General features: G+C 60.7%; 24 protein-coding genes. 11 read left to right on the top strand and 13 right to left on the bottom strand.

Translation table 11 applies throughout. From position 1 onward, the window contains the following. Window positions 1-119: 119 nt before the first annotated feature. From ACOABP_RS30345 to ACOABP_RS30360, 4 genes are all read right to left on the bottom strand, one after another. The gene (locus tag ACOABP_RS30345) at window positions 120-509 is read right to left on the bottom strand and encodes a RidA family protein (protein ID WP_474230799.1); all 390 of its coding nucleotides are present in this window, start codon (window positions 507-509) and stop codon (window positions 120-122) included. 5 nt (window positions 510-514) lie between these two features. After that, entirely contained in the window at window positions 515-1,300 is a 786-nt protein-coding gene (locus ACOABP_RS30350; RefSeq protein ID WP_474230800.1) for an enoyl-CoA hydratase/isomerase family protein, read from the bottom strand. Then, a complete protein-coding gene (locus ACOABP_RS30355) occupies window positions 1,297-1,770 on the bottom strand; it encodes an acyl-CoA thioesterase (protein WP_474230801.1) in 474 nt (157 codons plus the stop codon). Before ACOABP_RS30355 ends, ACOABP_RS30350 begins: the two co-directional genes overlap by 4 nt. 118 nt (window positions 1,771-1,888) lie before the next feature. Further along, window positions 1,889-2,905: a LacI family DNA-binding transcriptional regulator gene (locus ACOABP_RS30360; RefSeq protein ID WP_474230803.1), complete on the bottom strand. Its 1,017-nt coding sequence runs from the start codon at window positions 2,903-2,905 to the stop codon at window positions 1,889-1,891. 188 nt (window positions 2,906-3,093) lie between these two features. Between ACOABP_RS30360 and ACOABP_RS30365 the strand changes: the two genes are divergently transcribed. From ACOABP_RS30365 to ACOABP_RS30380, 4 genes are read left to right on the top strand one after another with little or no spacing between them, the layout of a single operon-like run. Beyond that, the gene (locus ACOABP_RS30365) at window positions 3,094-4,242 is read left to right on the top strand and encodes an acyl-CoA dehydrogenase family protein (RefSeq protein ID WP_474230805.1); all 1,149 of its coding nucleotides are present in this window, start codon (window positions 3,094-3,096) and stop codon (window positions 4,240-4,242) included. 11 nt (window positions 4,243-4,253) lie between these two features. Next, window positions 4,254-5,804: an AMP-binding protein gene (locus ACOABP_RS30370; protein ID WP_474230806.1), complete on the top strand. Its 1,551-nt coding sequence runs from the start codon at window positions 4,254-4,256 to the stop codon at window positions 5,802-5,804. Then, window positions 5,801-6,589 (top strand): citryl-CoA lyase, encoded by a 789-nt coding sequence (locus ACOABP_RS30375; protein ID WP_474230808.1) that lies wholly within the window; start codon window positions 5,801-5,803, stop codon window positions 6,587-6,589. Before ACOABP_RS30370 ends, ACOABP_RS30375 begins: the two co-directional genes overlap by 4 nt. 44 nt (window positions 6,590-6,633) lie before the next feature. Further along, window positions 6,634-6,993, top strand: a complete 360-nt coding sequence (locus tag ACOABP_RS30380; protein ID WP_474230810.1) for a hypothetical protein — start codon at window positions 6,634-6,636, stop codon at window positions 6,991-6,993. Window positions 6,994-7,105: 112 nt separating this feature from the next. On the opposite strand, the gene ACOABP_RS30385 is transcribed toward ACOABP_RS30380, so the two are convergent. Next, entirely contained in the window at window positions 7,106-7,720 is a 615-nt protein-coding gene (locus ACOABP_RS30385) for a flavin reductase family protein (RefSeq protein WP_474231364.1), read from the bottom strand. Window positions 7,721-7,817: 97 nt separating this feature from the next. Further along, the gene (locus tag ACOABP_RS30390; protein WP_474230811.1) at window positions 7,818-8,666 is read right to left on the bottom strand and encodes a Bug family tripartite tricarboxylate transporter substrate binding protein; all 849 of its coding nucleotides are present in this window, start codon (window positions 8,664-8,666) and stop codon (window positions 7,818-7,820) included. Between the two features lie 285 nt (window positions 8,667-8,951). On the opposite strand from ACOABP_RS30390, the gene ACOABP_RS30395 reads away from it, so the two are divergent. The 5 genes from ACOABP_RS30395 (at window position 8,952) to ACOABP_RS30415 (ending at window position 13,025) form a co-directional block, all read left to right on the top strand. After that, window positions 8,952-9,905 (top strand): ABC transporter substrate-binding protein, encoded by a 954-nt coding sequence (locus tag ACOABP_RS30395; RefSeq protein ID WP_474230812.1) that lies wholly within the window; start codon window positions 8,952-8,954, stop codon window positions 9,903-9,905. Continuing rightward, window positions 9,902-10,675: an ABC transporter ATP-binding protein gene (locus tag ACOABP_RS30400; protein ID WP_474230813.1), complete on the top strand. Its 774-nt coding sequence runs from the start codon at window positions 9,902-9,904 to the stop codon at window positions 10,673-10,675. Before ACOABP_RS30395 ends, ACOABP_RS30400 begins: the two co-directional genes overlap by 4 nt. 104 nt (window positions 10,676-10,779) lie before the next feature. Further along, entirely contained in the window at window positions 10,780-11,427 is a 648-nt protein-coding gene (locus tag ACOABP_RS30405; RefSeq protein WP_474230815.1) for an ABC transporter permease, read from the top strand. Between the two features lie 12 nt (window positions 11,428-11,439). Next, window positions 11,440-12,195, top strand: coding sequence for an ABC transporter permease (locus ACOABP_RS30410; RefSeq protein WP_474230817.1), 756 nt, complete (start codon window positions 11,440-11,442; stop codon window positions 12,193-12,195). Between the two features lie 44 nt (window positions 12,196-12,239). Next, on the top strand, window positions 12,240-13,025 hold the full coding sequence (locus ACOABP_RS30415) for an enoyl-CoA hydratase/isomerase family protein (RefSeq protein ID WP_474230818.1): 786 nt from the start codon (window positions 12,240-12,242) through the stop codon (window positions 13,023-13,025). 10 nt (window positions 13,026-13,035) lie between these two features. Here the strand turns inward: ACOABP_RS30415 and ACOABP_RS30420 are convergent, their stop codons facing one another. The 4 genes from ACOABP_RS30420 to ACOABP_RS30435 form a co-directional block, all read right to left on the bottom strand. Continuing rightward, entirely contained in the window at window positions 13,036-13,443 is a 408-nt protein-coding gene (locus ACOABP_RS30420) for a GFA family protein (protein WP_474230819.1), read from the bottom strand. A 208-nt stretch (window positions 13,444-13,651) separates the two neighbouring features. Then, the gene (locus ACOABP_RS30425; protein WP_474231366.1) at window positions 13,652-15,019 is read right to left on the bottom strand and encodes an aldehyde dehydrogenase family protein; all 1,368 of its coding nucleotides are present in this window, start codon (window positions 15,017-15,019) and stop codon (window positions 13,652-13,654) included. Between the two features lie 168 nt (window positions 15,020-15,187). Further along, window positions 15,188-16,204: a zinc-dependent alcohol dehydrogenase family protein gene (locus tag ACOABP_RS30430; RefSeq protein WP_474230821.1), complete on the bottom strand. Its 1,017-nt coding sequence runs from the start codon at window positions 16,202-16,204 to the stop codon at window positions 15,188-15,190. A 44-nt stretch (window positions 16,205-16,248) separates the two neighbouring features. Continuing rightward, window positions 16,249-17,376: an MDR/zinc-dependent alcohol dehydrogenase-like family protein gene (locus ACOABP_RS30435; protein WP_474230822.1), complete on the bottom strand. Its 1,128-nt coding sequence runs from the start codon at window positions 17,374-17,376 to the stop codon at window positions 16,249-16,251. 125 nt (window positions 17,377-17,501) lie between these two features. On the opposite strand from ACOABP_RS30435, the gene ACOABP_RS30440 reads away from it, so the two are divergent. Further along, the gene (locus ACOABP_RS30440; RefSeq protein WP_474231368.1) at window positions 17,502-18,386 is read left to right on the top strand and encodes a LysR family transcriptional regulator; all 885 of its coding nucleotides are present in this window, start codon (window positions 17,502-17,504) and stop codon (window positions 18,384-18,386) included. A gap of 861 nt (window positions 18,387-19,247) precedes the next feature. Here ACOABP_RS30440 and ACOABP_RS30445 read toward each other — a convergent pair. Continuing rightward, the gene (locus ACOABP_RS30445) at window positions 19,248-22,187 is read right to left on the bottom strand and encodes a Tn3 family transposase (RefSeq protein WP_474230823.1); all 2,940 of its coding nucleotides are present in this window, start codon (window positions 22,185-22,187) and stop codon (window positions 19,248-19,250) included. Window positions 22,188-22,602: 415 nt separating this feature from the next. Here ACOABP_RS30445 and ACOABP_RS30450 point away from each other — a divergent pair, with 415 nt between their 5' ends. Further along, window positions 22,603-23,721 (top strand): type IV toxin-antitoxin system AbiEi family antitoxin, encoded by a 1,119-nt coding sequence (locus tag ACOABP_RS30450; RefSeq protein ID WP_474230824.1) that lies wholly within the window; start codon window positions 22,603-22,605, stop codon window positions 23,719-23,721. A gap of 936 nt (window positions 23,722-24,657) precedes the next feature. Here ACOABP_RS30450 and ACOABP_RS30455 read toward each other — a convergent pair. Both ACOABP_RS30455 and ACOABP_RS30460 read right to left on the bottom strand, forming a co-directional pair. After that, window positions 24,658-25,485 carry a Shedu immune nuclease family protein gene (locus tag ACOABP_RS30455; RefSeq protein ID WP_474230825.1) on the bottom strand — a complete coding sequence of 276 codons (828 nt, stop codon included), beginning with the start codon at window positions 25,483-25,485 and terminating at the stop codon, window positions 24,658-24,660. Continuing rightward, entirely contained in the window at window positions 25,445-26,146 is a 702-nt protein-coding gene (locus ACOABP_RS30460) for a hypothetical protein (protein WP_474230827.1), read from the bottom strand. The genes ACOABP_RS30455 and ACOABP_RS30460 overlap by 41 nt, the downstream gene beginning before the upstream one ends. Window position 26,147: the final 1 nt, after the last annotated feature.

Raw genomic sequence — 26,147 nt, forward strand, 5'->3', positions numbered from 1 at the left:
ACAGCAAACTTCGGTCTTCCCTGGACGAGAGACCAAAGACGGGACCCTTCGACCGAAAAAAAAGGCCACTCTCTCTAGAAGAACGGCCAAAGCTCCTGTCACGGAGCACCATTTTCAGCTCACACGCGATTAACCAGCGCAACGGCGTTCACTTCGAGATCAGCCCCATAGTGAAGCTGCTGACATGGCACGACGGTTCTCGCCGGCGCTGTCCCATCGCCGAGGATATGGGCATACAGTTCATTTACGCGCGGCCAGTTGCCGATGTCCGCAATGAAGATCTGCACGCTGACCAATTGCTGCAAGGAGCTGCCCGACGCCAGCAACACGTTCTTCAGATTCTCGAACACCTGCATGATCTGAGCATCCAGACCAGGCGGAATCCTCAGGTCGTCGCCGGGTAGAACGGGTAGCTGGCCCGAAACGAACACGAATCCATTCGCCTTCACAGCCTGTGAGTAGTGGCCGCGGGGCAGTGGCGCACGCGAGTCATTGACGTATTCCAGCATGATTCTTAATCTCCGTGATGGGCTTGTTGCCATAGCCGATCGAATTCCGTCGGGCGCTTCTCCGTAAAGGCATCCAAACCTTCTTGCCATTCCGCCCGAGGCACATCCGTTACGGAGCCGATGACACGCTCCCAGTCATAGGTCCAATGCGCATGCAAATGGCGCTTCGCTGCGCGCAGCGCTCCGGGCGGGGCATTGGATACGATCCGTTTCGCAAGCTCGACAGCCTGATCCGCTGCCTTGCCACTGCCCGCCAGTTCATTGACGATTCCACAGTGCAATGCTTCGGCGGCGGACAAACGCTTCCCTGTCAGCACGAGGTGAAGCGCCTGCCGCGTACCGACGATCGCGGGAAGTAAAGCCAGACCGGTGTTGGGAATGACGCCCCGCGAGACTTCGGGCAACGCGAACCACGCGTTATCCTCCGCAACAACGAGATCGCACGCGAGCGTCAACTCGAAACCTCCGCCCACCGCGGGCCCCTGCACTGCCGCCACGACAATGCGGTCATCCTGCACGAGTTTCTGAAACAGCAAGGCCGGATCGCTCTTTGGATCAGCACGCTCCATCCAGCCATCGCGGAGATCGTCGATGTTCGCGCCAGCACAGAAAGTCGATCCATGCGCGGCAATGACAAGCGCACGTGCGCCGAGAGTCCTGCTCAGGTCAATGGCATCCATCATCTCGCTAACCATGCTCCGCGATAGCGCGTTGCGGCGCGATACGTCGTTCAGTGTGATGAGCCCTATGCCGTCGCGAAGTGCCAGGTCCAAGGTCTGAAAGTTCTTCACATCGTCACTCCAGTTCGTGATCGGCCTAAGCCGCCGCACGACACCGGCACGGGCGGTGCCAGATGCTGACGGAGGCGCTGGGGAAGGGTCGTCGGGCGGCTCAAACTCGAGTCCATCAACACACACGTTGCACTGGCCCGCGCACACAGCTTTTCGCCTGCATAAAGCGCCTGCGCCAGTTCGAACGACGTATTACCCGTGCTCACTGGCATAGTCCGTACTTCGATCTCCCCCGGGTAGAAGATCTCGGCGATAAAGTCGATTGCGAGATGCGCGACGACGACGTGCTTGTCCTGCATGCAGCCGCTCAAGCCATCCTCTTTGAAGATGGCCATTCGCGCCTCTTCCAGCAGCGTTGCAATGGCCGCATTGTTGATGTGCCGGAATTGGTCTGTATCCGAGTTGCGCAGCTTCAGGCGGCAGGAAAACCGCCCAAGCAAGCCCTCTATGCCACACGCCTCTTTAATCACTTCAGCGCCTCCTTTTCAATTAGTAGTGAACGTTCGAAAACGTTTTCGAAATAAGGTAGCACGCGGGCTTCGAGAGCGCAAGCCAACGCTTGCCCGCCGAACGCTGATTCTCAGGGCATCAACGCGCTCTTGGAGGGCCGTCAGACGAGCGCAGTATTAATCCCGGAGACCAGACTTCTTGCAAGCTCCGGGAGTCGGCGCCCTGCAGGCGGGCCAGCAGCATCTCGACCATGCGCCTGCCGACGCGGTGGGTTTCCGCCGAGAAAGTGGTCAGCGCGGGTGTGATCAACCTGCCCACGGGATGGTCGTCTCCGCCAATCACCCCTATGTCCTGGCCAGGTACCTTGCCCGCTTCCGCGATAGCCCGCATGGCGCCAACGGCCACCATGTCATGCCCGCAGACGAAAGCCGTAGGCGGATTTGGCAGGGCCAGGAGCTGGCGGGCCGCTCGCAAGCCACCCTCCTCGGTCATGGCCTCTTCCACACACAGTGCCAGATCGATCTCGATACCGGCAGCTCGTAGCGCCTGCTCATAGCCAAGCCGCTCGTAGTGGCTGAACATCAAAAATTCGGGCGAATGGATGAGCGCAATGCGCCGGTGACCCAAAGCGATAAAGCGCGCACACCCGTCCCGGCCTACGACGGTGTGGTCAATGTCCACAAACGGGAAGTCCTGAGAACTGTCGCTGCGCCCGTAGGCTACAAACGGGACGTCCTTTTCGAGCAGGTATTCAATGCGTTCGTCCTGGCGACGGGTACGGCCGAAGAGCAGTGCATCCACACGTTGCCGTTCGACCAGGCGCCTGAAGACTTCGATTTCCGTCTCCACGGTTCGGCCCGAAGCGATGATGACTTGGAAGTTCGTGCCGTCCAACGCCTCGTCAATGCCGGCAAGCATGTTCAGGAAGAACGGATGCGCGAACTGCGTCTGCGGCGCCGAGATAACAAAGCCAATCGTGTCCGATGATTGACGGCGCAGGCGCCGTCCGGCCGGATCGGGGCTGAAACCAAGCTCGGCCGCGGCTTTCAGTACACGCTCGCGCGTTTCGCGGCTCACGTCCGCACGTCCGTTGATGGCCTTGGAGACGGTGCTCACAGACAGTTTCAGATGGGCGGCAAATTCCTTGATGTCCAATTGCATTCCCTAGGGTGCTTTGCGCGCCATTATCGCTCACCGACACGCCCCCGACTACCTGTTTCGAAACCGTTTTCACCCTGACTCCCCGCCTTACCCTTGACTTACGATCAAGCAACCCCTACTCTTCTCGAAAACGTTTTCGATGAGAGAGCGGATCTTAGTAAAAATTCACCGAGGAGCAACTCATGCATCACTCTACCCAAGACACAGAACTGTCGATGATTCGCGAGACAGCCCGCCGCTTCGTGCGCCAGCGGCTGGTGCCACTCGAACAGCAAATCGAGACCGACGACGACGTCGATACAGCGTTGCTGGCGCGCCTGCGTGCCGAAGTGGCCGAACTCGGTCTGTACGGATTCAACCTTCCCGAATCCGCCGGAGGACCGGGCCTTTCAGCGGCAGCCAAGGTGGCGATTCTGGAAGAACTGACCTACACCTCCGTGCCGTTGAGCGAGGTCTTCGGGCACCTACCACTGCAACTGACGCAAGTCGATGCCACGCAACGCGAGACGTTCCTACCCGACGTCCTCGCAGGCAAGAAGACCATCACCTATGCGTTGACCGAGCCAAATTCCGGCTCCGACCTTGGCGGGTTGAAGACTCGGGCCATCAAGGTGTCCGGCGGATGGCAGCTCAACGGCAGCAAGCATTTCATCTCGCATGCCGAAACGGCCGACTACATCATCGTCCTGGCCGTGACGGACCCGGCGGCATCACTCAAGGACCGCTTCGGTACTTTCATCGTGCGCCAGGGCAATCCTGGGGTAGTCGGCATGACGCGGTACAAGAAGATGGGCTGGCGGGGCTACCACCTGAACGGCTTTACTCTCGAAGACTGCTTCGTGCCCGATGCCGACGTGCTTGGCGCGCCAAACACAGGCTTCCTCGGCATGATGAGTTCGATCAACCAGGACCGGCTGCTGTCAGCCAGCCGCTCGCTGGGCCTGGCATCACGCGCGCAGGCCATGGCGTGCGAATACGCCAACGAACGTAAGGCTTTCGGTAGCCCCATCGGCCAACACCAGGGCATCCAGTTCATGATCGCTGACAACGATGTCGATATCGAAGCCGCACGCCTGTTGATCGGTCGTGCGGCCGAACTGGTCGAGGCGGGCGACCCCAGCGCGCGTATCGCCGCATCGCGCGCCAAGTTGTTTGCCAGCGAGATGGGCTGCCGTGTCAGTGACCGCGTGCTGCAGATCTTTGGCGGGATGGGCTATATGTGCGAGCTTCCAGTCGAGCGCTTTTATCGCGATGCGCGAGCGTTCCGCATTGGCGAGGGCACGTCCGAAATGCAGCGCCTGCAGATCGCACGTGCTGCGCTGGCGCAGTGAGGAACGTCGCCATGCCTCAGCAAATCCTTGATAGTTACGCACCCCAACTTCCGGCATTCCACCAAGGCGACAAGTCCGTCAGCCGGCTCGAACTTAAGGTTGCATCGCAACGCGCGGCCAGCTTTCTCCAGGAGATGGGCCTGCGCCGGGGCGACACGGTGGCGGTCTGGCTGCCCGATGGCGCCGTCTGGCTGCAATTGCTGTTCGGCGCCGCACAACTGGGCGTGCTCATAGTTCCGGTCAGCACGCGCCTGCGCACGTCCGAAGCCCTGCATGTCGTTAATACCGCGCAGGCGCGCATGCTGGTGGTGCCAACGCGTTTCCTCGATTTTGACTATATCGAAGCGGCGTCAGCCATCCAGCTCTCCGTCAGTTCCCTAAAGCATGTCGTCGATGTGCCCGTCAGCGATGTGTTTATGTGGAGTACCTTTGCGCCTCTCGAAACGATGGACGGGTCCGGGTCTGACCCTTGGTGCACTTTCAGTACTTCTGGTACCACGGGCAAGCCGAAGCTCGCCATGCATAGCCAAGCGGGCATCGTAACTCACGCCTTCAACGTAGCCAAGGCGACGGATATGCGCCCCGGCGATGCCACGCTGTGCGCGTTGCCGCTGTACGGAGTCATGGGATTCACCGTTGCCCTGGCATCGCTTGCGGCCGGCGCTGCGTGCGTATTCCTGCCCGTATTCAAGCCGCAGGCCGCTGCCGAAGCCATGGCCCGACACCATGTCACGCATTTCTACGGCTCCGACGCCATGCTCGACATGGTCCTCAACGTGCCGGGCTGTAATCTGAGCCGATGGCGTCGTGGAGGTTTCGCCGAATTCGCGGGCCTCGGGGGCAGCATTATCCGAAAAGCGTGGGATGGATGGCGAGTACCGCTCACGGCGCTCTATGGCATGTCGGAGTGTTTCGCCCTGGCTGCGATGCGGAACGCCGAAGCGGAAGCCGAAGAAAGGCGCATGGCCGGCGGCTGCCCCGTTTCGCCGGACATTGCGTTTCGCATTGCCGACCCGGCCACCGGCGAACAAGTCCCCGAAGGCGAGCAAGGCGAGCTGCAACTGCGCGGCTACAACATCACGGCTGGGTACCTGAACAATCCTGCGGCCACTGCCGATGCATTCACCGCCGATGGGTGGCTGCGTACCGGCGATCTCGCGCGCGCCGACGGCAACGCGTTCCAGTACCTCTCGCGACTCAAGGACACGCTACGTCTGCGCGGCTACCTTGTCGACCCCGCCGAGATCGAGGAGTTCCTGGTCACCCACCCTGCCGTGGCTGCCGCACAGGTGGTGGGCGTGCATCAGGAAGGCGAAGGGGATGTAGCCGTGGCCTTTATCCGCGCTGGCGATGGCCACGCCAGCGAAGCCGAGTTGCTCGACTTCTGCAAGCGCGGAATCGCCGGCTTCAAGATGCCGCGGCGCATCGTCGCGCTGGAACGCTTCCCGCAAGTCGACGGCCCGAACGGCGTCAAGATCCTAAAGCACGTGCTGCGCGATCTCGCCAAGGACCACCTTCAAACCGAACCAACCCAGCAGGAATCCAGGAGGAAGACATCATGAAACAAAAGGAAATCCGCTCCGACATCGCCTGGGCCACGCCGAAACGCGTGGTCATCCACGGTCTCGATCTTTGCGAGGATATCGTGGGAAAGCTCGATTTTGGGCAGATGGCGTTTCTCCAGATTTTCGGTCGACTGCCCGTAAATAACGAGTTGCGCATGTTCAACGCCATGATGGTGATCCTCGTCGAACACGGCATCACACCATCGTCCCTTGCCACCCGCATGACGTACTGCGGTGCGCCCGAGTCGGTTCAGGCCGCCGTCGCGGCAGGGCTGCTCGGGCTCGGGTCGGTATTCGTGGGGTCCCTCGACAATGCCGCCCGCCTGCTGCAGGAATCGCTGCCCGACGGCAACGACGAAGGTATCGACATTGGGGCGCTCGCCGGCAACATCGTCGCCGGCTATCGCAGCCGCAAGGAAATCATTCCGGGCATCGGCCATCCGTTCCACAAACCGATCGACCCCCGCACGCCAGCACTGTTCAAGGTAGCCAAGGAGACGGGATTCGACGGCCCCTATATCCGGCTGATGGAGGCCCTGGGCAGCGAAGCCGAACGGCAAGCTGGCCGCGCGCTCCCCGTCAACGTCACCGGTGCCATGGCAGCGGTGGCCTCCGAAATGGGGATCCCATGGAAGATCTGCCGCGGCCTCGCGGTAGCAGCCCGCTCGGTAGGCCTGGTCGGCCATATCCTCGAGGAGATGCGCCAGCCCATGGCCGAAACGCTGTACCTGCGGATCGAGCACGAAGCCGGTGCGCACCTGCGGCCGGCGGACGAAAGCTGAACGCCGGCATCCGCTTCCCGCTCACAGTGCAGGAGGGCATGCATATGCACAACGCCCCTCGCCCCCTCGCAGGAGACGCACTGTCGACCAGCGAACTGCTGCATCGGATACGCGCCTGCGTGAAGGATGTCACCGCGCAGGCGCGTCGCGAAGGCGATCTGGAGCAGGCGGTCCAGCAGCGTCTTGACCGCCTGCTCCGCAATGCAATTGCCTCCCAATCATTGTCCGAGATTGCCGTCGCACTGGGAAGCGCGGCGGAATTGCGCATATTTCCCGATGCCTCGGTGCTGGAAGGATGCACCGAGGCGTTGCGGACATCGCGCGTCTCGGTGCTGCGGGCCGTGGTATGGACCGTCCGCCATCGCCACGCACGACACCTGGCACAGTTGAAGCGCGCACGCTGACCGCTGCCCCCAGCGGTCAGCTACGCGCACCACCCGCTTAGCTTTGCCCCAAAAAGAAAAGGCTCACCGTCATGAAACCGTGAGCCTTTCCCTCTTGCCTGCCGGATTGCGATCAGTAGGGCCGATAGAGCTCTAATCGCTTGCCGCCGTGCATATAGTCCGCCCGATATCCTGCGCGCAGTACCGGATCGGCAAGAAACGTATCGAACTGGCCATCACGCAAATATTCCCGCCGGATATGGACACCCACGACCTGACCGAAAACAACCCAGTGGTCGGTGGACACGCCGTTCAGGTCCTTGAGCTCCGTCACGCTGAGCAGCCGGCATTCCATCACGGCAGGAGACGCCGCCACGTGCGGCACCAGGATCGCACGCCCTGGCGCCGACTCGATGCCAGCCAGCCGGAATTCGTCCACGCCATGCGCCACCGGTTCAGACGTGGCATTCATCGGCTCGGCCAGTTCCCGGCTGACGAAATTCCAGGCGAATTCGCGCGTGGCCTCGATGTTTCGGACGCTGTCCTTGTAGCCTTCGCTGGAAAACGCGATGACATAGGGGTTGGAACACACGGCCGAGCAGAAGCTGTAGGGCGCGAGATTGGGATTCCCCGCACCGTCGAGGCTCGATATCCAGCCAATGATGCGGGGCGCGACGATGGCCTTGAAAGGATCGTGCGGCAGGCCATGGCCGGCCTCGGGGCGAAAGAAGTAGACGTCGTCTTCCATGGGCATGTCTGTGTTGCAAGTGTCGAAACGGCGCATGCCTCCAGGCTCCGGAGACATGCGCCGCAGTGAATGCGTGTCGGTCTGTTGGTCCTGCCCGCTAATCGAGCTGCGCGCCCGAAGCCTTCACCTTTTCCGCAGCGCGCGCGCGGTCCTTGACCAGCGTCTTGGCAAACTCCTGAGGCGAGTCGAGCACCGGGTCCAGCGCGTATTTTTCCAGATTCTCGGTCCGGAACTGATCGGTCATGACCACTTTCTTCACGTCTGCATAGATCTTCTGCCGCAGGGACTCGGGCGTGTTGCCAGGCGCCAGCAGGCTAAATGGGAAGCTCGCATCGAACTTCGGGAAGCCCGCCTCGGCGAACGTCGGCACGTTGGGCAGGATCGAAGCCCGGTGCTTTCCGCTGATGGCGAGAGCCTTAACCTTGCCGCCTTGCGCAAACGGCCCCACCACGGACCCTGCGCCGATGGTCACCTGAATCGTGCCGGCCATCACATCCTGCAGCGCTGGGGCCAACCCCTTGTACGGCACATGGACCATCTCGATGCCATTCTCCTTTGCGAACCAGGCCAAGGACAGGTGGGTGACATTGCCGATGCCGGCCGAGCCATAGCTGATCTGCCCCGGGTGCGCCTTTGCATAAGCCACGAAACCGCGCAGGTCGGTCACGGGTAGCGAGTTCGAGACGGCAACCGCCATGTTGGCCATGGCCACGCGCGTAATCGGCGCCAGTTCCTTGACGGGGTCGTAAGGCAACTTCGTGAACACGTAAGGATTCAGCGTCGCAGCCGCATCGGTGGCCAGTAACAGCGTGTAGCCGTCGCCCGCCGCCTTGGCCACTGCAGCCGCGCCAATCACTTCGTTGCCACCTGGCCGATTGTCGACGACCACCGGCTGACCCCACAGCGTGGACAGTTGCACAGACAGGGCGCGGGCCAGGTTGTCCACGGGTCCGCCTGCCGCATACGGCACAACTAGGCGGACCGGTTTGGTCGGCCACGCCGTCTGCGCGCCCGCGCTTCCTGCCAGGCACATTGCAACCGCACATACCAAATCCATACGTCTCATCACCTTCTCCTTATCGTTTCCGAAAACGTTTTCGGTTTAGTTGATGCTACAGTATGTCGCTAGGCGGACACAGTCAATACAAAGCTCGCGTAGATCAGGGAAAGTACGGACTCCCGCTAACGATAACGTTTTCGGTACAGTCCCGACTACTTCAAGGAGACTGCCATGCCATCCCCCTTTCGACTGCTTGCCTGCGGGCTGATATTGACGGCGACAGCCGCCCCACACATGGTGCGCGCGAGTCAAGCTCCGCCCACGCGTGTGAGGGTGGCTTCTGTGGTGTCGGCCGCATGGCTGCCATTGTGGATTGCCAAGGACAAGGGCCTGTTCCAGGCACATGGACTCGATGTCGAGATTACGACTGTTCAGAACGTTTCGACAGTGCTGGGCGCGCTCGGCCGCCAGTTCGACGTATCGGGTTGCACGCCCATCGACATCATCAAGGCGCGGTTGCGCAAGCTCGACGTCGTGGGCATCGCAGGCAACACACAGGAACTGTCGCAAAACCCCCAAATGCGCCTGGTTGCCAATGCCAATGGCCCTGTGCGCAGCATTGCCGACCTGAAGGGCCAGGTCGTGGCCACGCCTTCGCTCAACGGTGTGATCCACGTTGCCACCTTGAACGCGTTGCGCCAGCACGGCATCGACCCCAAGGACGTCGCGTTCCAGGAGATGGCTTTCGCCAACATGGGCGACCAACTGGCTGCAGGTCGCGTTGCTGCCGCAGAAATCGTCGAACCCTTTGCGTCCGCGCCGATGAAGAGTCCCGTCAAAAGCCTGGGCAATCCCATGCTGTCGGTTGGCGATCCCGTGATTCTGACCTGCTGGATGGCGGACGGCCCATGGGCGAGGAACCACCGCGACGCCGTCGGCGCGTGGCGTGCCGCGCTCGATGACGCGATTGCGTACATCGGCAAGGAAGACAAGGCCGCCCGTGCCGTGTTGATGAAGTGGACGCGGCTGCCCGAGGCGGTCGCGGGCAAGGTTCGCCTGCCCGCCTACACAACGCGAATCAGCGACAGTGACATCGACACCTGGACCAAGGCCTCGGCCTCAGTGGGCGCCATCCGCCAGACCCCCAGTGCCACCGGCTCCACTCTTTCCGACAGCCAGCCATGAACAGATCTGTTTTTCACTGCGCAGCCGCGGAAATCCGGCTCGCCGCCGCCACCGGTGACAAGGTCGTACTGCAGGGCATCGACCTGGAGATCGGCCGGCAGGAGTTCCTATGCATGGTGGGCGGGTCCGGCACGGGCAAGACCACGCTGTTGCGCGCGCTGGGCGGCTTTTGCGCGCCCACCGAAGGCGCCATCCTTTACGAAGGCAAGCCGTTCGCAGGCCCGCCGGAAGGCGTCGTCACCGTTTTCCAGGACTATGGCAATGCGCTGTTGCCCTGGCGCACCGTGCGGGGCAACGTTGCGCTTGGCATCGAGGCCACGCTGTCCGGCGCGGAGCGCGAGGCACGCATCGACACCGCGCTCAAGCTGGTCGGCCTCAAGCACGTGGAGCGCGAGTACCCCGCGAAGCTCTCTGGCGGCATGCAGCAACGCTTGCAGATCGCCCGCGCCCTGGCGCTGGAGCCCAAAGTCCTCCTGATGGACGAGCCCTTCGGCGCGCTAGATGCCATGACCAAGTCAAAGTTGCAGGACGAATTGCGCAACATACAGGCCAGCACGGGCGCCACCATCGTTTTCATCACCCATGACGTGGACGAGGCCATCTACCTGGCCGACCGCGTGGTGCTGCTTGCCGGCTCGCCCGGGCGGATCGCCTCCGAGATCTGTCCCGACCTTCCCGCCACGCGCGACCAAATCGCCACCAAGGAAATGCCCGCCTACCTGCATGCACGGCACACCTTGCTGGAACGCCTGCATGGAGCTGCCCGATGACCCCGCTATCCCGATCGTTTGCATGGCTATTGCCGCTCGCGGTGGTCGCAACCTGGCAATGGGCCGCCCTAGCGTACCCCGGAGTGTACATCCTGCCGACTCCCGTGCAGATCGCGCACGGCCTGCTCGATGCCGTCGTCGACGGCCGGCTGCTGGCCGATGCCGCCCACACCTTTGCGGCCGCGCTGGCAAGCTGGGCTGTGTGCCTGCTGGTCGGCATTCCGCTTGGCGTCGCACTGGGCTACAGCCCTGCGCTGCGCGCCGCGCTGTCGCTGTCGATCGAACTGCTCAGGCCACTGCCGGCTGTCGCGCTCATTCCACTGGCCGTGCTGGTATTCGGGTTTTCGTGGAAGACAGAAATCACGGTGACGGTGTTCGCCAGCATCTGGCCGCTCATCCTGAACAGTCGCGCTGGCATCGAACGCCTTCACCCCAGGATCTTCGAGGTGGCGGCCACCCTGCATCTGGGCCGATGGCACGCATGGCGTTGCGTGGTCACGCCGGCGGCGTTCCGGCACATCGTCGTCGGCGCGAGGCTCAGCTTCAGCTTGTGCCTCGTCGTCAGTGTCGTGGCGGAAATGGTGGGCAACCCGGCTGGCCTCGGATGGGGTCTGGTCAGCGCGCAGGAAGCCATGCGCGCGAGCGAGACCTTCGCCTATCTGGTGGCAATCGGGCTGCTTGGCGTGTGCGCCAACCAGGCCCTTGACCTGGCCATCCGGCGCCTGCTGCCAGGCCTGGCCCAAATACCCTGAAGGAGCCGTCCCATGAACAAGTTGACTCAATCGTTGGCGGGCCTTGTCGTGCCGGCGGCGCTCCTGTGCGCGTGGGCGGCGCTCGGCGATCCGGATTCCCTGGTCGCGCCACCGCCACAAGCCTGGCTGGCACAGGGTGCCGCGATGACGGCGACGGGCGAATTGCCATCGGCCGTGATGGCCACACTGACGACCGTGCTGCTCTCGGTGCTGGTGGCCGGTGTGACCGGCACCATCATCGGCGCGACGCTCGGCGTTCGGCGAGCCGCCTCGGACACCGTAGCCCCCACACTTGAGTTCCTGCGATCAATCCCGCCCCCGACCATTGTGCCCGTCGCGATGCTGCTGGTGGGCAGCAGCGCAGGCATGGCCGTATCGGTTGTGGCACTCGCGACCCTCTGGCCGGTGCTGCTCAGTGTCCAGCAAGCGACGCGGACCATGCACCCCACACTCGTCAACACGGGCCGTACCCTGCGGCTCTCACGCTGGAGCCGGCTGAGAAACATCTACGCGCCATCCCTCATGCCGGCCGTGATTGCCGGGCTGCGCGTTGCAATGCCGTTGGCGATCATCGTCACCATGCTCGTGGAGATGCTGGCCACACAACCGGGCATCGGCCGCACGCTGCTTTCCGCCCAACGCGACTTCGACGCTCCGGCCGTGTTCGCGGTGCTGTTTGTCGTGGCCGTGATTGGCGTCGCGATGAACGGTCTGCTCGCGTGGCTTGAACGCGGCGTCGTCATACCCATTCCAGGCGGGCCGCGCTGAGCGGGCCCTTCCACCTCAACCATGCATTCTGCGGAACCCAAGCCATGTCCATCGACTTCCATGTCATCGACAACACCATAGCCCGTATCGCCATCAACCGTCCCGATCGGCACAACGCGCTGGATGTTGCACACGACCAGGCGTTGGCCAACGCCTGGCAGCGCTATAACGAGGATCCTCAGCTACGCGTAGCCATTCTGTCCGGCACGGGAGGACGCGCCTTCTGCACCGGCGCGGATATCGGCGACTACCTGCCGTACCGGCGCGAGATCGCGGCCAGCGCGACGCCCACATCGATCATCAGTTTCGGTGGAATGACCGGAGCGCACGACGTCGTCAAGCCGACGATTGCCGCAATCGACGGTCATTGTGTGGCAGGAGGCCTTGAACTGGCGCTGGCGTGCGATATCCGCATCGCCACGCCAAACGCGCGCTTCGGGTTGCCCGAGGTACGCCTGGGAATCCTGCCCGGTGGCGGCGGCACCCAACGGCTGGCCAAGGTTGCCGGGCTGGGCGTGGCCATGCGGATGATCCTGACTGGCGACACCTTTGACGCGACCTTCGCCCTGAATCACGGGCTGGTCACGGAACTCGTGCCAGCCGATTCACTGGAACAGGCGGCGCTGGCGATTGCGCGCCAGATCGCCGCCAATGGCCCGCTAGCTGTCGTCGCGGCGCGCCGCGCGGTGCTCGCTGGCTACGACACGGGGCTGGAAGACTCGTTGCATGAAGAAGCCGCGCTTCAGCGGCAACTGCTGCTGACGCGCGACTCGCACGAGGGCATCGCGGCCTTTTCCGAGCGCCGCGAAGCCATCTATACCGGTAGCTGAAGCGGCGGCATCAGGGGCTTAGCGGGAACCTGCTGGCCCCTTCGACCGGCGCAAGCCACGGCACCGACCGTGCCGTGTAGATCTCGGTTTGCGGCGGCTGAACGCCCTCTAGGCTATCGAGCGTGCCCGCCTTCACCAGCACCACGCCGGGCATAATCGACACCTTCGTGAAAATGGCCGATCCGCAGTTGTCGCAGAAATGCCGATAGGAAGGTTGCCCGCTATCGCCAACGTCTTCAAAGAACTTCGTCTCCCCCTGCTGCGTGTAGTCGGCCTCGGCCACAAAGAGGTTGATGGAAAACAGGCTGCCGCTCTGCTTCTGGCAGTGCCTGCAATGGCAGATCGCCGCAGCTTGCGGCTCGCCCTTCAGCACATAACGGACTACCCCGCACAGGCAGCCACCTTTTCTTTCCTGCATGATAGTTTTCCCACTTGATATTTAGCGATCCGGTCTGAGGACGATGTTGAAGCGTGCCTTCCTGCTCTTCATGCGGTCATACGCTTGCGCCGCCCTACACAGCGGATGTTGTTCGATTATTGGCCAATCCCCCGCAATGTGCTCGATGCGATGGTTTCCTGCGAAATGGGCCGCGGTGCCACACGACAGGCCTCCACGGCCGTTCTCCTTAGGCGACGCGAATCAGCTTGCGATTGAGAAATTCGCCGATACCTAGCTCGGCCAGCTCACGCCCAAAGCCAGAGTTCTTGACCCCGCCGAACGGCAGCGCCGGTGAGTCGGCAAAGCAGGAGTTGATATAGACCATGCCGGCTTCGATCCGCCCGGCGACTGCCGTGGCATGATCGGTATCGACATCGAAGACGAACGCGCCCAGGCCGTATTTGCTGTCGTTCGCGAGCTGGATGGCTTCTTCCTCGCTATCCACAACATAGAAGGACAGCACCGGGCCAAAAGCTTCTTGGTAATACAGCGGATTGTCCTTCGTGATACCGGTGATGATCGTAGGCTCGAGATAGAACCCGGGACGGTCGACGCGATTACCGCCGTGAACGATCTGCGCGCCTGCCATCTGGGCGTCGCTGATCTGCTTGAGCAATCCCTCCAGCGCGCGCGCGCTCGAAAGCGGGCCAAGCAGGGTCGATTCGTCCGTAGGATCGCCCACCTTGATCGCGGCAAATCGCTCCTTCAGCGCAGCAAGCATCTTCGCGCCACGATCCTTGCCCACCACGATCACGCGCTTGATATTGACGCAGCCCTGGCCCGAATTGAACGTGCGGCCCATCACCGTCTGCTCGACGGCGTGTTCGAGCGACGCGCCTTCCAGGATCAGTGCCGGATCACTGCCACCAAGTTCGAGAATGGCCTTCTTGAGATTGCGGCCGGCGCGCTCGCCAACTGACGTCCCGGCACGCTCGCTGCCGGTCAGCGCAACGCCGCGCACCCGAAAATCGTCGATCAGCTTGCCGATCTGGTCGATGCTGCAGAACAAGTTGGTGTAGACGCCCTTGGGTGCTCCAGCTTCCTCGAACAGCCGAGCGAAAGCCAGCGCGCATTGCGGCACGCTTTCGGCATGCTTCATCAGCACCACGTTGCCGGCAATCAACTGGGGCGCGGCCACGCGGGCCAGTTGGTAGTACGGGAAATTCCACGGCTCAATGGCAAGAAGGACGCCAATCGGCTCGGACACCAGGGACGCGCCGGGTTCACCCGGCAGCGCCTGCGGGGCAAGGAATTTCTCGGCGTTCCTCGCGTAATAGTCGAGGATATCGGCCACGAGATCTACTTCCATGTGGCCGAAGCGGGTCACCTTGCCCATTTCCACGGTCGCGTACCCGACGTACTCGTCACGCTTCTCTCGCAGGATCTGCGCGGCTCGCGCCACGATGCCCGCCCGCTCGGCTACCGGCCGGAATTTCCAGTCCTCGCGGTAACGCTTGTCCGCCGTATCCAGCGCCGCAAAGACCTCCGAGTCGGACTGCAGCGGAAACTCCTTCACAAACTGGCCCGTGGCCGGGTTGATGGTACGAAAGCTCATGTTCTGGCTCCTAAAATTGACGATCCTTATCGAAAACGATTTCGTTATGCCATAGTACCATGCAGAGGGAAATTCGATATGTCCGCGATGAAACGCCACCGAAAACGATTTTCGATTACTTTCTCATCACACTTTAAGGCCTCCGAAGGGGGGAGGAAAAGCGCTAACTTAGACCGCAACGACAATCTTGCCGACCTGTTGGCCCCTTTCCATATATCGATGCGCGTCCACGATTTGCGATAGCGGAAACACGCGATCGATGCGCGGCTTGATGTGTCCGCTGTCAAGTTTTTCGTAGATGTAGCGCTGGGCGTGCGCCAGCGCCTCCGGGTCTCCCGTGATCGAAAACATCGTATAGCCCATCATGCGAAAGGGCCGACCCTGCGCGCCTTGCCCCCAAGCCTCGAACACCGGAAACGGCGTGGGCTCGGGGGACAAGGTACCGTAGACCATGATGAGTGCATCTGCCGCAGTGGCTCTGGCCAGGTCGAGAATGCCGGGCCCCGCGACCGCATCGAAGATGATCTTTGCGCCAATGCCACCGGAGATCTCCATGATTCGGCTCGCGATGTCATTTTCTTCATCAGTTACGATGACGTGATCGGCGCCCGCCGCCAGCAGTTCATCGCGCTTGTCTGCGCCACGCGTCGTCGCAATCACGATGCCGCCTTCCGCCTTGGAGACCTGGATCGCAGCGATGCCCACCGAACTGGTGGCAGCGGTCAGCACAACATGGTCGCCCTTCGCAAGGCGCCCGTTGTGGACGATGGCGCCGTAGGCCGTGATGTACTGCATCCAGATGCTCGTTCCTTCCTCGAAGGAAAGGCGCTCAGGATAGGCGGCCAGCGCGGTGACGGGCACGATGGCGGCTTCACCGTAGACCCCATAAGCATTCATCAAAAACGCCGGCATTGTGGATCGCACCTGGCCAAGGATGGCGGGGTCAACGCCCTCCCCCACGGCCTCGACAATTCCCGATGCTTCGTAGCCGATGTTCGAGGGTAGATTGGGGGTAAGAAAATACTGACCTTCGCGGAACATGACTTCCGCACGATTCAGACCGATGGCCTTGACACGCAGACGCGCCTCACCCGGACCCGGCTCAGGCAATGGCAACTCGTCGATACGCAGCACTTCCGCACCGCCCGTTGCATGAAAGCGCACGATTTTCACTGAAGTAGACATATTTTCTCCACAGAGGGAATGCGACTGGCGCAAGCACCAAGAAATCAACCCCGGCTGGGATCGATCAGAAATTTTTCGCCTGTCGCCTTGCGATCGAATGCGCGCAGTACGTCGGGCTGCAGCACCTCGGCCAGACCGATGGTTCGCGTGTAGTTGCTGGCAAAGGTGGTGGTCAGTTCGTCCGCCACACGCTGCCGAAGCCGCGGCATTGTCTCGGGGCTTGCCCTGCGCAAGTAATGGAAGATCAGCCACGCAGATACGCCCCACGCGTAGCCAAGCCCGGCCCGATCGAGCAAGGTCGGGGCGTTGTCGAGACTGCCGTACACATAGAGTTGCTTGAAGACATCCGAGCCATATCGGTTGTAAGTGCCGTGCTTGCTTCCGGCGGCACGTTCCATAGCGCGCAGAATATCGACGCCGAGCGCTCCACCACCAATCGCATCGAACGCGATGGTGGCGCCTGTTTCCGCTACTGCATCAGTCAGGCGTGCGGTGAAGTCTTCGTCCTTGTTGTTCAGCACGTGCGTCGCACCGATGCTCCGCATCAGCGCGGCCTGCTCGCCGGAGCGCACGATATTGACAAGCGGGATGCCATCAGCCAGGCAGATGCGTTGCAACATCTGCCCGAGATTAGATGCGGCCGGCGCGTGAACGATGGCCTTGTGCCCCTCACGACGGGCGGTCTCGATGAAGCCGAGGGCGGTGAGAGGGTTGATGAACATTGATGCGCCCTCGACAGCACTGGCACCCTCCGGTAAAGGAATGACGTCGCGGATGTCGATCCTGCGGTAGTCGGCGTACATGCCGCCGCCATACATGCCGACCCGCGTACCCATGAGCCTGACAACATTCTTTCCCGCTGCGACAACCGTGCCCGCTCCTTCGTTGCCGATGGACAGTGATTGCCCGATTCGGCCGGACACGGCGCCAAGCCGGGCGGGCGGCACGGTGAGCGTCAACCGCGTCCCGCTATGCTCGTCCGACGCGTTGATACACGAAAGATCCGCAGGGCCAAGCAACAGCCCGCTGTCACTAGGATTGATGGGTGTGGCTTCCACACGCACCACAAGTTCGTTGTCACCGGGCGCTCCCACTTCGATACTTTCGAGCGACAGCACAAGCTTGCCGTCTTTCTCAATCGTGGAGCGCAGCTCGCGTCCGATCCAAACCATGCTATGTACCTCCCATGCGTGTACTCGCTATATACGGGGTGAGAAGAACTGGGATTGTGAACACGATTCATTGATCGGATAAGATACCCAATCCTTCATTCAGTGCTGAATGACATTCATCAATGATCGAGAACAGCGAGTTAGCTGAACTTGCCGCTTTTGCCGCCGTCGCCACGCATCGGAGCTTCCGCAAGGCAGCGGTCGAGCGAGGGACATCGGCGTCTGCCGTCAGCCATGCCGTACGCAATCTCGAATTGCGGGTAGGCGTGCGCCTATTTCATCGAACCACACGCAACGTCTCCCTGACGGACGCCGGGCAAATGCTATTCGCAAAGCTGGATCCAGCTTTCGCGGATATCGGAGCAGCCGTGGATGCCCTCAATTCCTGGCGCGATACGCCGTTCGGCACGGTAAGGCTCAATGTGCCCAATACGTTCGCGCCGTTTGTACTCGGCGAGACCGTCGAGACGCTGTTGAAGACTAATCCCGGCCTACGGCTAGAGATTGTCGCGACGGACAGGCGCGTCGATATTGTCGAAGAAGGTTTCGACGCGGGCATTCGATTTGGCGAGCGGTTGTCACAAGATATGGTTGCCGTGCGAATTCGCTCCAATCTGCGCTTTGCCGTCGTCGGCGCGCCAGCGTACTTCGCGGGCCGAACAATGCCGGTGACACCCCACGGGTTGCACGAACACGTCTGCATTCGCTACGCCTTCCCGAGTGGCACGATGCTTCATTGGACATTCGAGAAGCATGGAGAATCGATCGCGGTGGATGTGGATGGTCCGCTCACGCTCGATAACCAGGAACTGATGATTGACGCCGCCGCGCGCGGACTCGGGCTTGCTTACGTCTGGGAACAGCGCGCGGCATCGTATCTGCACGACGGTCGGCTCGTGCGTTGCCTGCAAGACTGGTGTCCAGTTGAAGACGGCTTGTTCCTATACTTTCCGAGTCGCAAGCATCAAAGTGCTGGATTGCGCGCCCTCATCGAGGCGCTGAAGGCGTAGAACGAGAAATCAAACTTCTCATTTCAGCAAATAAGGATCTGCCATCGCCATGTTGAGCTGCGATTCGCCGTCACACAACATGCGTCTCAACTACACGCGGACAAGCTGGGATCACCACACAACAGGGAGCAACGATGGGCTGGTAGCGCTCGGGCCGCATGGCGTGTGGGCGGACAGGCGGGTCGGCTCCTATTCTCGGCCCCTATGAACCGAAGCCCCCCTTCATTGGTCGACGCGGAAGACGGGAGACGTGGATAACTGTTCGACCCAAGATGGCGTTGTTCGGTGCATGTCGGGAGGCTGCTATCAGTTTCTTATCGGCCGCTCAGGCAATAAATTCCAGCGGCTGAGTTGGGTCGGTAGTCGCCTCTGACGCCGGCAAGCCCCTGCCCAGGTAGACCGAGGGCCGAGACCGGGCCAGGAACAGCGGTTAGAGCGCCACTGGCCTCTACTGCCAAACGTCCTCGTAACCTTCGGCGATCAGGAATCACCTAATCTGCAAGTTTCGATTGGCGTTGAGAAGCAGGCTAGCCATATCGAGCGATTGGGTTGTGCCGCACCGTCCAGAGCACCTCAGACCATTGATAGTTCGCCGATGCCTGGCTGCTTGCGTACTTTCCCCGCAAAATCTGGCGGTCTGGCCTTGATTTCTCTTATAGATCAATGTCTTGCGCGGTTGCGAACTTCCCGGTTGCCGTCCTGCGGGTGCCAAATCTGGCGCATTTCAGACTGTCGTGCCAACGACGCCGAGTTGCGTGAGATGGTTCGTCAGTAGCGCTGGACGTCAAGACGCGCAGTCAGTGCGGCCAACGCTGCCATCTCCTCGCCGTGGCTGCGCACCATCGCGGGGCTGCGCGCGAATCATGCCGTATGCCATGTCGCCGGCGAGCTCTGCATACTCGTCGCGCTCGGCAGCAGTCGGTGAGCGTAGCGCGCGATGGGGAAGTCAAAAGTGCCGCGTAAGTTGATGCCTTCCAGCCGAGTCGGCGCGATCTGGCGCAGGTCCTCGGCACGCATGGATTCACCACCGATCGCCTCTATCGCCTCCAAAGCGTGCTGCATGTGCAGCGTGTTCCAGGCCATCACGGCATTGGTCAGCAGCGTCAACGAAGACGAGACGGCAGCCAGCGATGCGTCGTGCCGAGCCAACTCCAGGGGGATTTTTCCGTAGTGGATGGCCCGCTGGACGGTATGCACGGCTTCGCCGCGATTCAGGGCATGCTGCATCTCCTGGCGGAACGCGGTGTTGGTGAAATAATCGACGAGGAAGATCGTACGGAATAGCCTTCCCAGGTGCACCCCCGCCTCATACACGTGTTGGCCCCTTGCCGCCGCGCCGAAACGTGTCAATGCCTGCACCGCCGTGCATTGACCGGTCTGGACCGACGCCGCAATCCGAACCAGTTCGTCCCAGGCAAGTTCGATCAACACGAGACGGACATCCGCATCCGCTACCTTGGCCAATTCTGGCGGAATTGCATAGCCTTTGGGGACATGCAATCGGCGATCACGCAGATGAGAAAGCCGCGGGCAGAGATCGAAGCCGAGCAGACGTGACAGACTCATGGCGAAGTCGGTGTAGCCGTGGGTATCTACGGCGAGCTGCGTCACGTCTTCCCCGCCATTTTGGCGAATCACGCCCTCGATGGCCGCGCCGGCTTGTCTCTCATTCAGGAGGATCGGCTGGTCGTAGAAGATGCCCCACCGGTCGCGAACGTGTGTGTACATCCCAATCGACGCGGTGCGCCGACGCGGGTCAGCCCGCGCTTGCCAGACCGAGCGCGTCGTCTCCAGGGACATCATGTCTGATGACGCCAACTCGACGCGCCCCCAATGCCGGGCAATGGGATGTTGATGCATGAAGGCAAGCACCGCATCAGCAGCCTTTCGCAGTTTCCGCTCGTCCGCGATACGTTGCATCATCTGGCGAATCGCGCTTGATGACAGTTCCGGCACCATGCGGGCAATGTCCGCGGCAGACATCGAGGTCCCATGGGCAAGCACTGCGGCGTAGACCATGAGCAACTCCCCGCGGGAATATGGCTCTCTGCCCAGCAATAGCCAACTGAAATGGGTGTGGCTGTCGATTTCCAGAAGGATCTCGGGCAATTGTCCGTCTGGATGCCGGTCAAACAGCGCACGCCGCAGGGCCTCTACCGAAGCCTCGGGTCGCTTCGCCTTGAGTGGATCGACATGGATGGCACTATCGATCTTCAACTCGCCCCGCACGGCCGCATCGCGCAGGCGAGTGAGCCCTGCATCCAGGTGCGCGACCACAGGTTCTAAGAATGTTCTTGCGTCCTGCGGCAGTTTGAGATGCCCATAGAAGTGGTTGCGCCGCGCCTGCCAATCCTGGCTGGAGATCAGCATGGTTGCCTGGCTGCGGAAGGCAAAGCTGTGATCGAGGAATACTGAGCCATTTCGTAGCGCAACCCGCAGAGCAAACAGCGTTCCCCATTCGAAGGCGGCCAGCGCTCGCTTACGGTCCTGTCCCTCCAGTATTGGCTGCCAGGCTCGCCCGAAACGCACAGTCACCCGATGGGGTAGCCAGTCGGCCCTTCGCGCATAGAGATTGCGTAAGATCTCCATCGCCTCTACCGCTGGATGGGCGGACTGCGTGGCGAATGGCAACCCGACCAACCTTGCCAGCAATGCTCTGGCAAGCCGATGCCGCAACAGCAGTTGCTCGCGGATCATGCCAGCACGGCTTCGCAGATGCTGCTGGCTGGTTGCGGCGTCTGCCAGCGCATCCAATTGTTGGCAGAGCGCTTCGCGTGTAAGCGTTTCATCGGCGATGAGCCCTTTGACGGCAACAGCAAATTCTCGCAGCCTGACGTCTGGATCCGGTCGGCCAACGTCAATGAGCCGGCCGGCGTCATTGACAGATTTGCGAATCCAGTGGCGCAGCATGGACGACATCTGGTCCGTGGCAGCACACAAGGCATAGCGCAAGAAGCAAGCGGACTCCAGGCGGCGGGATTGTTGCACCACGCGTTTGCTGACCGAGGGCGGTCGATTGGCGCAACGACGCGCATAGTGCCTCACCACCGCCTCATTGCAGACCGCCGGCCAGCGATGTTGGATCCCCAACTTGTACAGTCGCTCGATCTTGTCAAACAGTTCCCCCATTTGATGCGTGGAACTGCGCAACGGAACCGCCCACAGCCATTGCTGCAGGCTTGCTTGATTGCCTTCCGGGCGAGGTAGCATGGCACTCCATGCATCAAGCGGTGCCTCGCCATAGGCGAGCACCAACGCATCGGTCAATGACGCCTCCGAGATCTCCACTGCCTGGCTGATGAGGCGTTTCAGCGCACGATCATGCGGAATCAGAACACGATGCTCGTACAGCCACCGCTTCAGCTCGTGCAGCATGTTACTGCGATTGGGTTGTCCCGCCAATCGCTCCTTGAGCCAACGCGTCACGTAGCGGCGCTGATGCTCTGCCATCGGGCTGAAACCGAGGGCCTGATAGGCGAGCATCTGATGGTCCACCAGCGTGTCGGTGCGTCCGTCATATAGGGCGCTCAGTGTGCCCATATCCGGCGGGGTGATGCCGAGTTGGGCGCCCACATATGCCCAGAGAAATTTCGGCACCTGCTTGGAGGCGTCAAGGGTGCGCCCCGTCATACGGACAAAGCCGATATGGACGGCACAGGCGAGCCGATACAGGTGACTGCGCCGCGCGTCGATCAGGGCGCGTTCCTTGGGGGAGAAAGTGAAGAAGGTGGCGAGCTCGAACTCGCTGAGCTCGCGCGGCATCTGTCGCATGCCGAGATACGCCAGTTGCCAGTGATCCATCGCGCTTTCTCCCGAGCGGTAGACGGACCGCCGAGATTAGCGGCAAGAAGGCTGAGACGCAATGAGACGCCGCATACATGCCTCATGCGTAACTTCCGGTAGCCAAAATCATGAGTCAGTAACCCATTGATTTACATGACTATCCTGTGGGCCGCTGCCCGGAAACCCGCGTGGATGCTAGGGGTGGCTACCCCGGTAAACTGCACGGGAATCAAGGGGACGCCTGGTAGGCCTGCATCACAAACACGCACTTTCGAGTCTCCACATGGCCTGGCGCAATCAGAACATCTGCAGACGGCGGTCCCATGCTATGACTGACCCTGGGCGTGACCTGCCCGATATCGTGCCAAGCCCGTCTTATGATGAGTCGTCCGCGGGGAACAGGATTCTCGAAAATTTCCTATGAAGAGGTCCCATGGACAAGACCAATAGAAAGCCCAAGGCAAAGGCCCGTGCCGCATTTGAGACGGCGATTGCTAATGAACTAGGCGTAGCTTTGTCTGAGGCCACGGACGAGCGGGTCAGCATCCTTCGCATAAACCCGAGACCCACGAGTAGCCCAAACGCGGATTTGGTACTTGAAGTAGATATCGATGGCGAGTTGGTAGAGGTCGCTGTGGTAACACTGCGGTTTGCGTATCCGCGCGATATACAAGGCGCGTTATGGAAACTCTCTGAATGCAAACTTGCTTCGAAGCTTCCGCTGGATTTGATCCTCCTGGTCGCTGCCGAAGCACTTAGCCCTGGGGCCAGACGGCAGCTTCGCAATCACGGAATCGGCTATTTCGAGCGTAACGGAAATCTGCGTTTCGGTTGGCGCAACTGGCTAGTCAACATTGAGCGGCCAGACCTACCGTCAGTAAAGAAGGAAGTCACGTCGCTGTTTACCGAATCCAGGGAGATGGTCGTGCACGCCCTTTTAGTCAATCGGAACAAGTGGACGACCGGCACCCAACTCGCTGAGATGTCCGGGACGTCGTCCTATACCTGCTCCCTAGCGCTTCAGGAACTTGAGCGTCGCGAGTGGTGCGAGTCAAGTGGCACTGGCCGTACGCTTCGGCGCCGGCTTACGAAACCAAAGCAACTCCTCGAGGCATGGGAAATGGAATGGACGAAGCGCAAGGAAAAGCGAACCCGCTGGTACGCGTTCTGTGAGCCGCCCAATTTGCTACCTGATCACCTCACGTACCAGATTGAAAAGGCCGGTGTCTCGTTCGAATGGGCATTCACCGGTGCTGTCGCAGCAAACATCTACGCTCCCTTGCTTACAAGGGTGGATTCCGCGGAGATCATCGTTCCATTGGGACGCACCGAAGAGCTTGCACGCAAGATTGGCCTTACACCGGCCGATAAGGGTGCGAACGTTACCATTGTCGAACGCGACGGCACCAGCTTGCTGTTCCGCGATTCTTGCCGGGACTACCATGAGAATTTCGCAAGCCCGTTCATCTTCTATCTAGACCTCCTCGACGGACGAGGCAGAAACAAGGATTTGGCTAAGCACGTGCTCGAAAAATTGGAGCTTCAAGACTAATCGTTCTTCGAACAGTCGCTGGGAGACAGTCACGGTCGGCTCCCGGCAGGCTATTGCGGCCACATTGCTTCGCGCAGCGCGTGACACCGGTCCAGCACGTCGATGGCAGCATTCGTGCAAAAATCGGCATCCCGATGCATACCTCCGATGGGGGCACCGCGCTGGCCTCTGCGATCTGTAGCGCTTCGCGACTGGGTCGTACCACGTCATCGAACTAGACCGAGATTGCGGCGGGCCATCGCCTGACGTGCCCGCCTACGCGCACGAACTCGAGGTGCCGCCTTAAGTGGACCAGCAGGTGAGTTTCCTTTTTTGCAGCAAGGCTTCGCCTCTCTTGCCGCCAACGTTGGGAGTCGTGCTTCTCCGTGCTTAGCATTCGTCGCCGGTGCGGTTCCCGCCGTCCACACTCGGAATTCGAGCGTAGATAGCGTCACTATTTTTTGTCGGCAACTTTCCATCGTCGCCATCTTGTCTTGGCATCTTTGAGTTGTGCCCCCAAAAACGGAAAGTACGCCAGATTGGCCTGAAACTGTTGAAAAGTCTGGGCTCTTGCCTTGGCAGAGGTCGCTAACTTTACGTTAGAGGACTTACAGGCAGCACATTGTCCATTTGTGCAGTTCATTCTGTGATGTGCCACTGACTAGCCCTCTTGTGTATGCCTTTTTGTCATTTGTCTAGGTGTTGAATGTCCGCTCGCTGCGGACCGCACGAAAGTGGACTAGACGCGGTCTGACTTCGGGGCCAACTCGGCGACGCAATGCGCTGACGGATTCAGGCGAGGCCAACTTCGAAATGGTTTCGCAATGGCTGGGCAATTATGTCTACAGCCCGACAGACGCACGCAAACGCTATCTAAAGGAAGCTGATCTGCTGCTCGGTATCGCCAATTCCTGGCGGATCCCCAATCGGCCTCGACTTGGATCACCGAAAGCGGCGCTAGCCGGGGTGGTAATGCAGATCAACCGCACCCGAGAGCTCCTTCGATGGAGCCCAACACCCTGGGCGGTATTGCGTCGAATCGACAAGTTTTGTCGTATGCGTTTTGATCTCTACAAAGCAGAGCGAACTAATGATGCCTCGCGTCTTCATCAGGGCGTCGGCCCGCTTTCCACGGTTGATCAAGTCGTGGCCCTGGACGACTTGCTCCAGCTTTCTATTGTCGAACCCTGATACGAAAAAGTAGCTGAGGCCGTAGCCGAAGATCCATCGATTTCGTTCGAAAAATCTCTGCCATAGAGCTTCGGCTCCCCTAAAGTTTTTTGCCACCTTCACTTGTTCGAAGTAGGACGGCTCGCTGAGTAACTTCGAAAACGTGGCAACTTGCCGCTTGCGATAACCGAGAGCGACGACATCTTCCTTCGTAATTTCTTGGCGGATGACCTCTGCGAAGACGTCCTGATTATCGTGAACCAAACTTACTGCTTGTTCCTTGGATAAGATAAGTCGCCTCAGATCAGTGTCCGTGATGTTGACTCTATCCTGGTTCGGAAACTCGACGGACGCAATGTTCTCAAAGAACGCAAGTAATTTGGGAATCTCGTCGCCGGAAAACGAAAAATGGGTTTTCTGGGGTGCGCCTGTCTGGCCATTGAAGGCCTGAATTGTCAAGACACGAAAATCCCTTGTGGATTCCAGGAACTTTACGACGATCTCGGTGCGCCCTTTTTCCGTACGTCGCAGGACGACTTCTTTTTTCACGGTTGCATAGTGAAGCCCGTTCGAGTCAATCACCTTGGACGCTACCGGCACGGCGACGCTGTACATTGATGGCAGCATCCTCCTCTTCGCCGGAATCCGGCGCTGCCTTAACCCAAGCCGGTGGCAGCGAAGCAAATGGGTTGAACTGCCCGGATTCGAGTCTTGCGAGGGCTTGGTCAAGCGCAGCTTTCGTTGCCGCTTCTGCCCGGCGGAAGTCCAGCTCGCCGTCCCCATGTACGGCAAGACGGTGGCGGCACGCCTTTTCCAGTATCAGTTGAGCCGCAGCCCATGAGACATGGGCGTCAGGGTCGGCAAGTAGTGCAGAGAAGGCGAGGTCTGCGGATTCTTGGTGCGGGTGAGCCGTCAGCCCGACTAACCGTCGCGCTGGTTCGAGGTCAGACGGATCTGTTCGTCGCAAGTGAAGCAAAGCGACGATCAATCGCAGCATGGGATGCCAAGCGATCTTCGAGCCGTAGAAAAAACCAGCGGGCTCCTTCATCCCCTCAATCCGCGCCAATACACTCATCGCCCATTCGTAGTCCTCGGATGCGTCATCACCGAAGCAGATGACACACGCAGCGACGGCCGCAACCATGCTTTGGGGCGTATGATCTTCGACATCCAGACGCTCGACAAAGAGCGTCGGGTGGTCGAGGGGGCGAGCAAGCGCAACCGCATCCGTCAACGTCCTGTCTGGGGCGAGGGCGAAGGCTTGCAACGATTTCATC

This window comes from Cupriavidus sp. HE11, assembly GCF_056097175.1.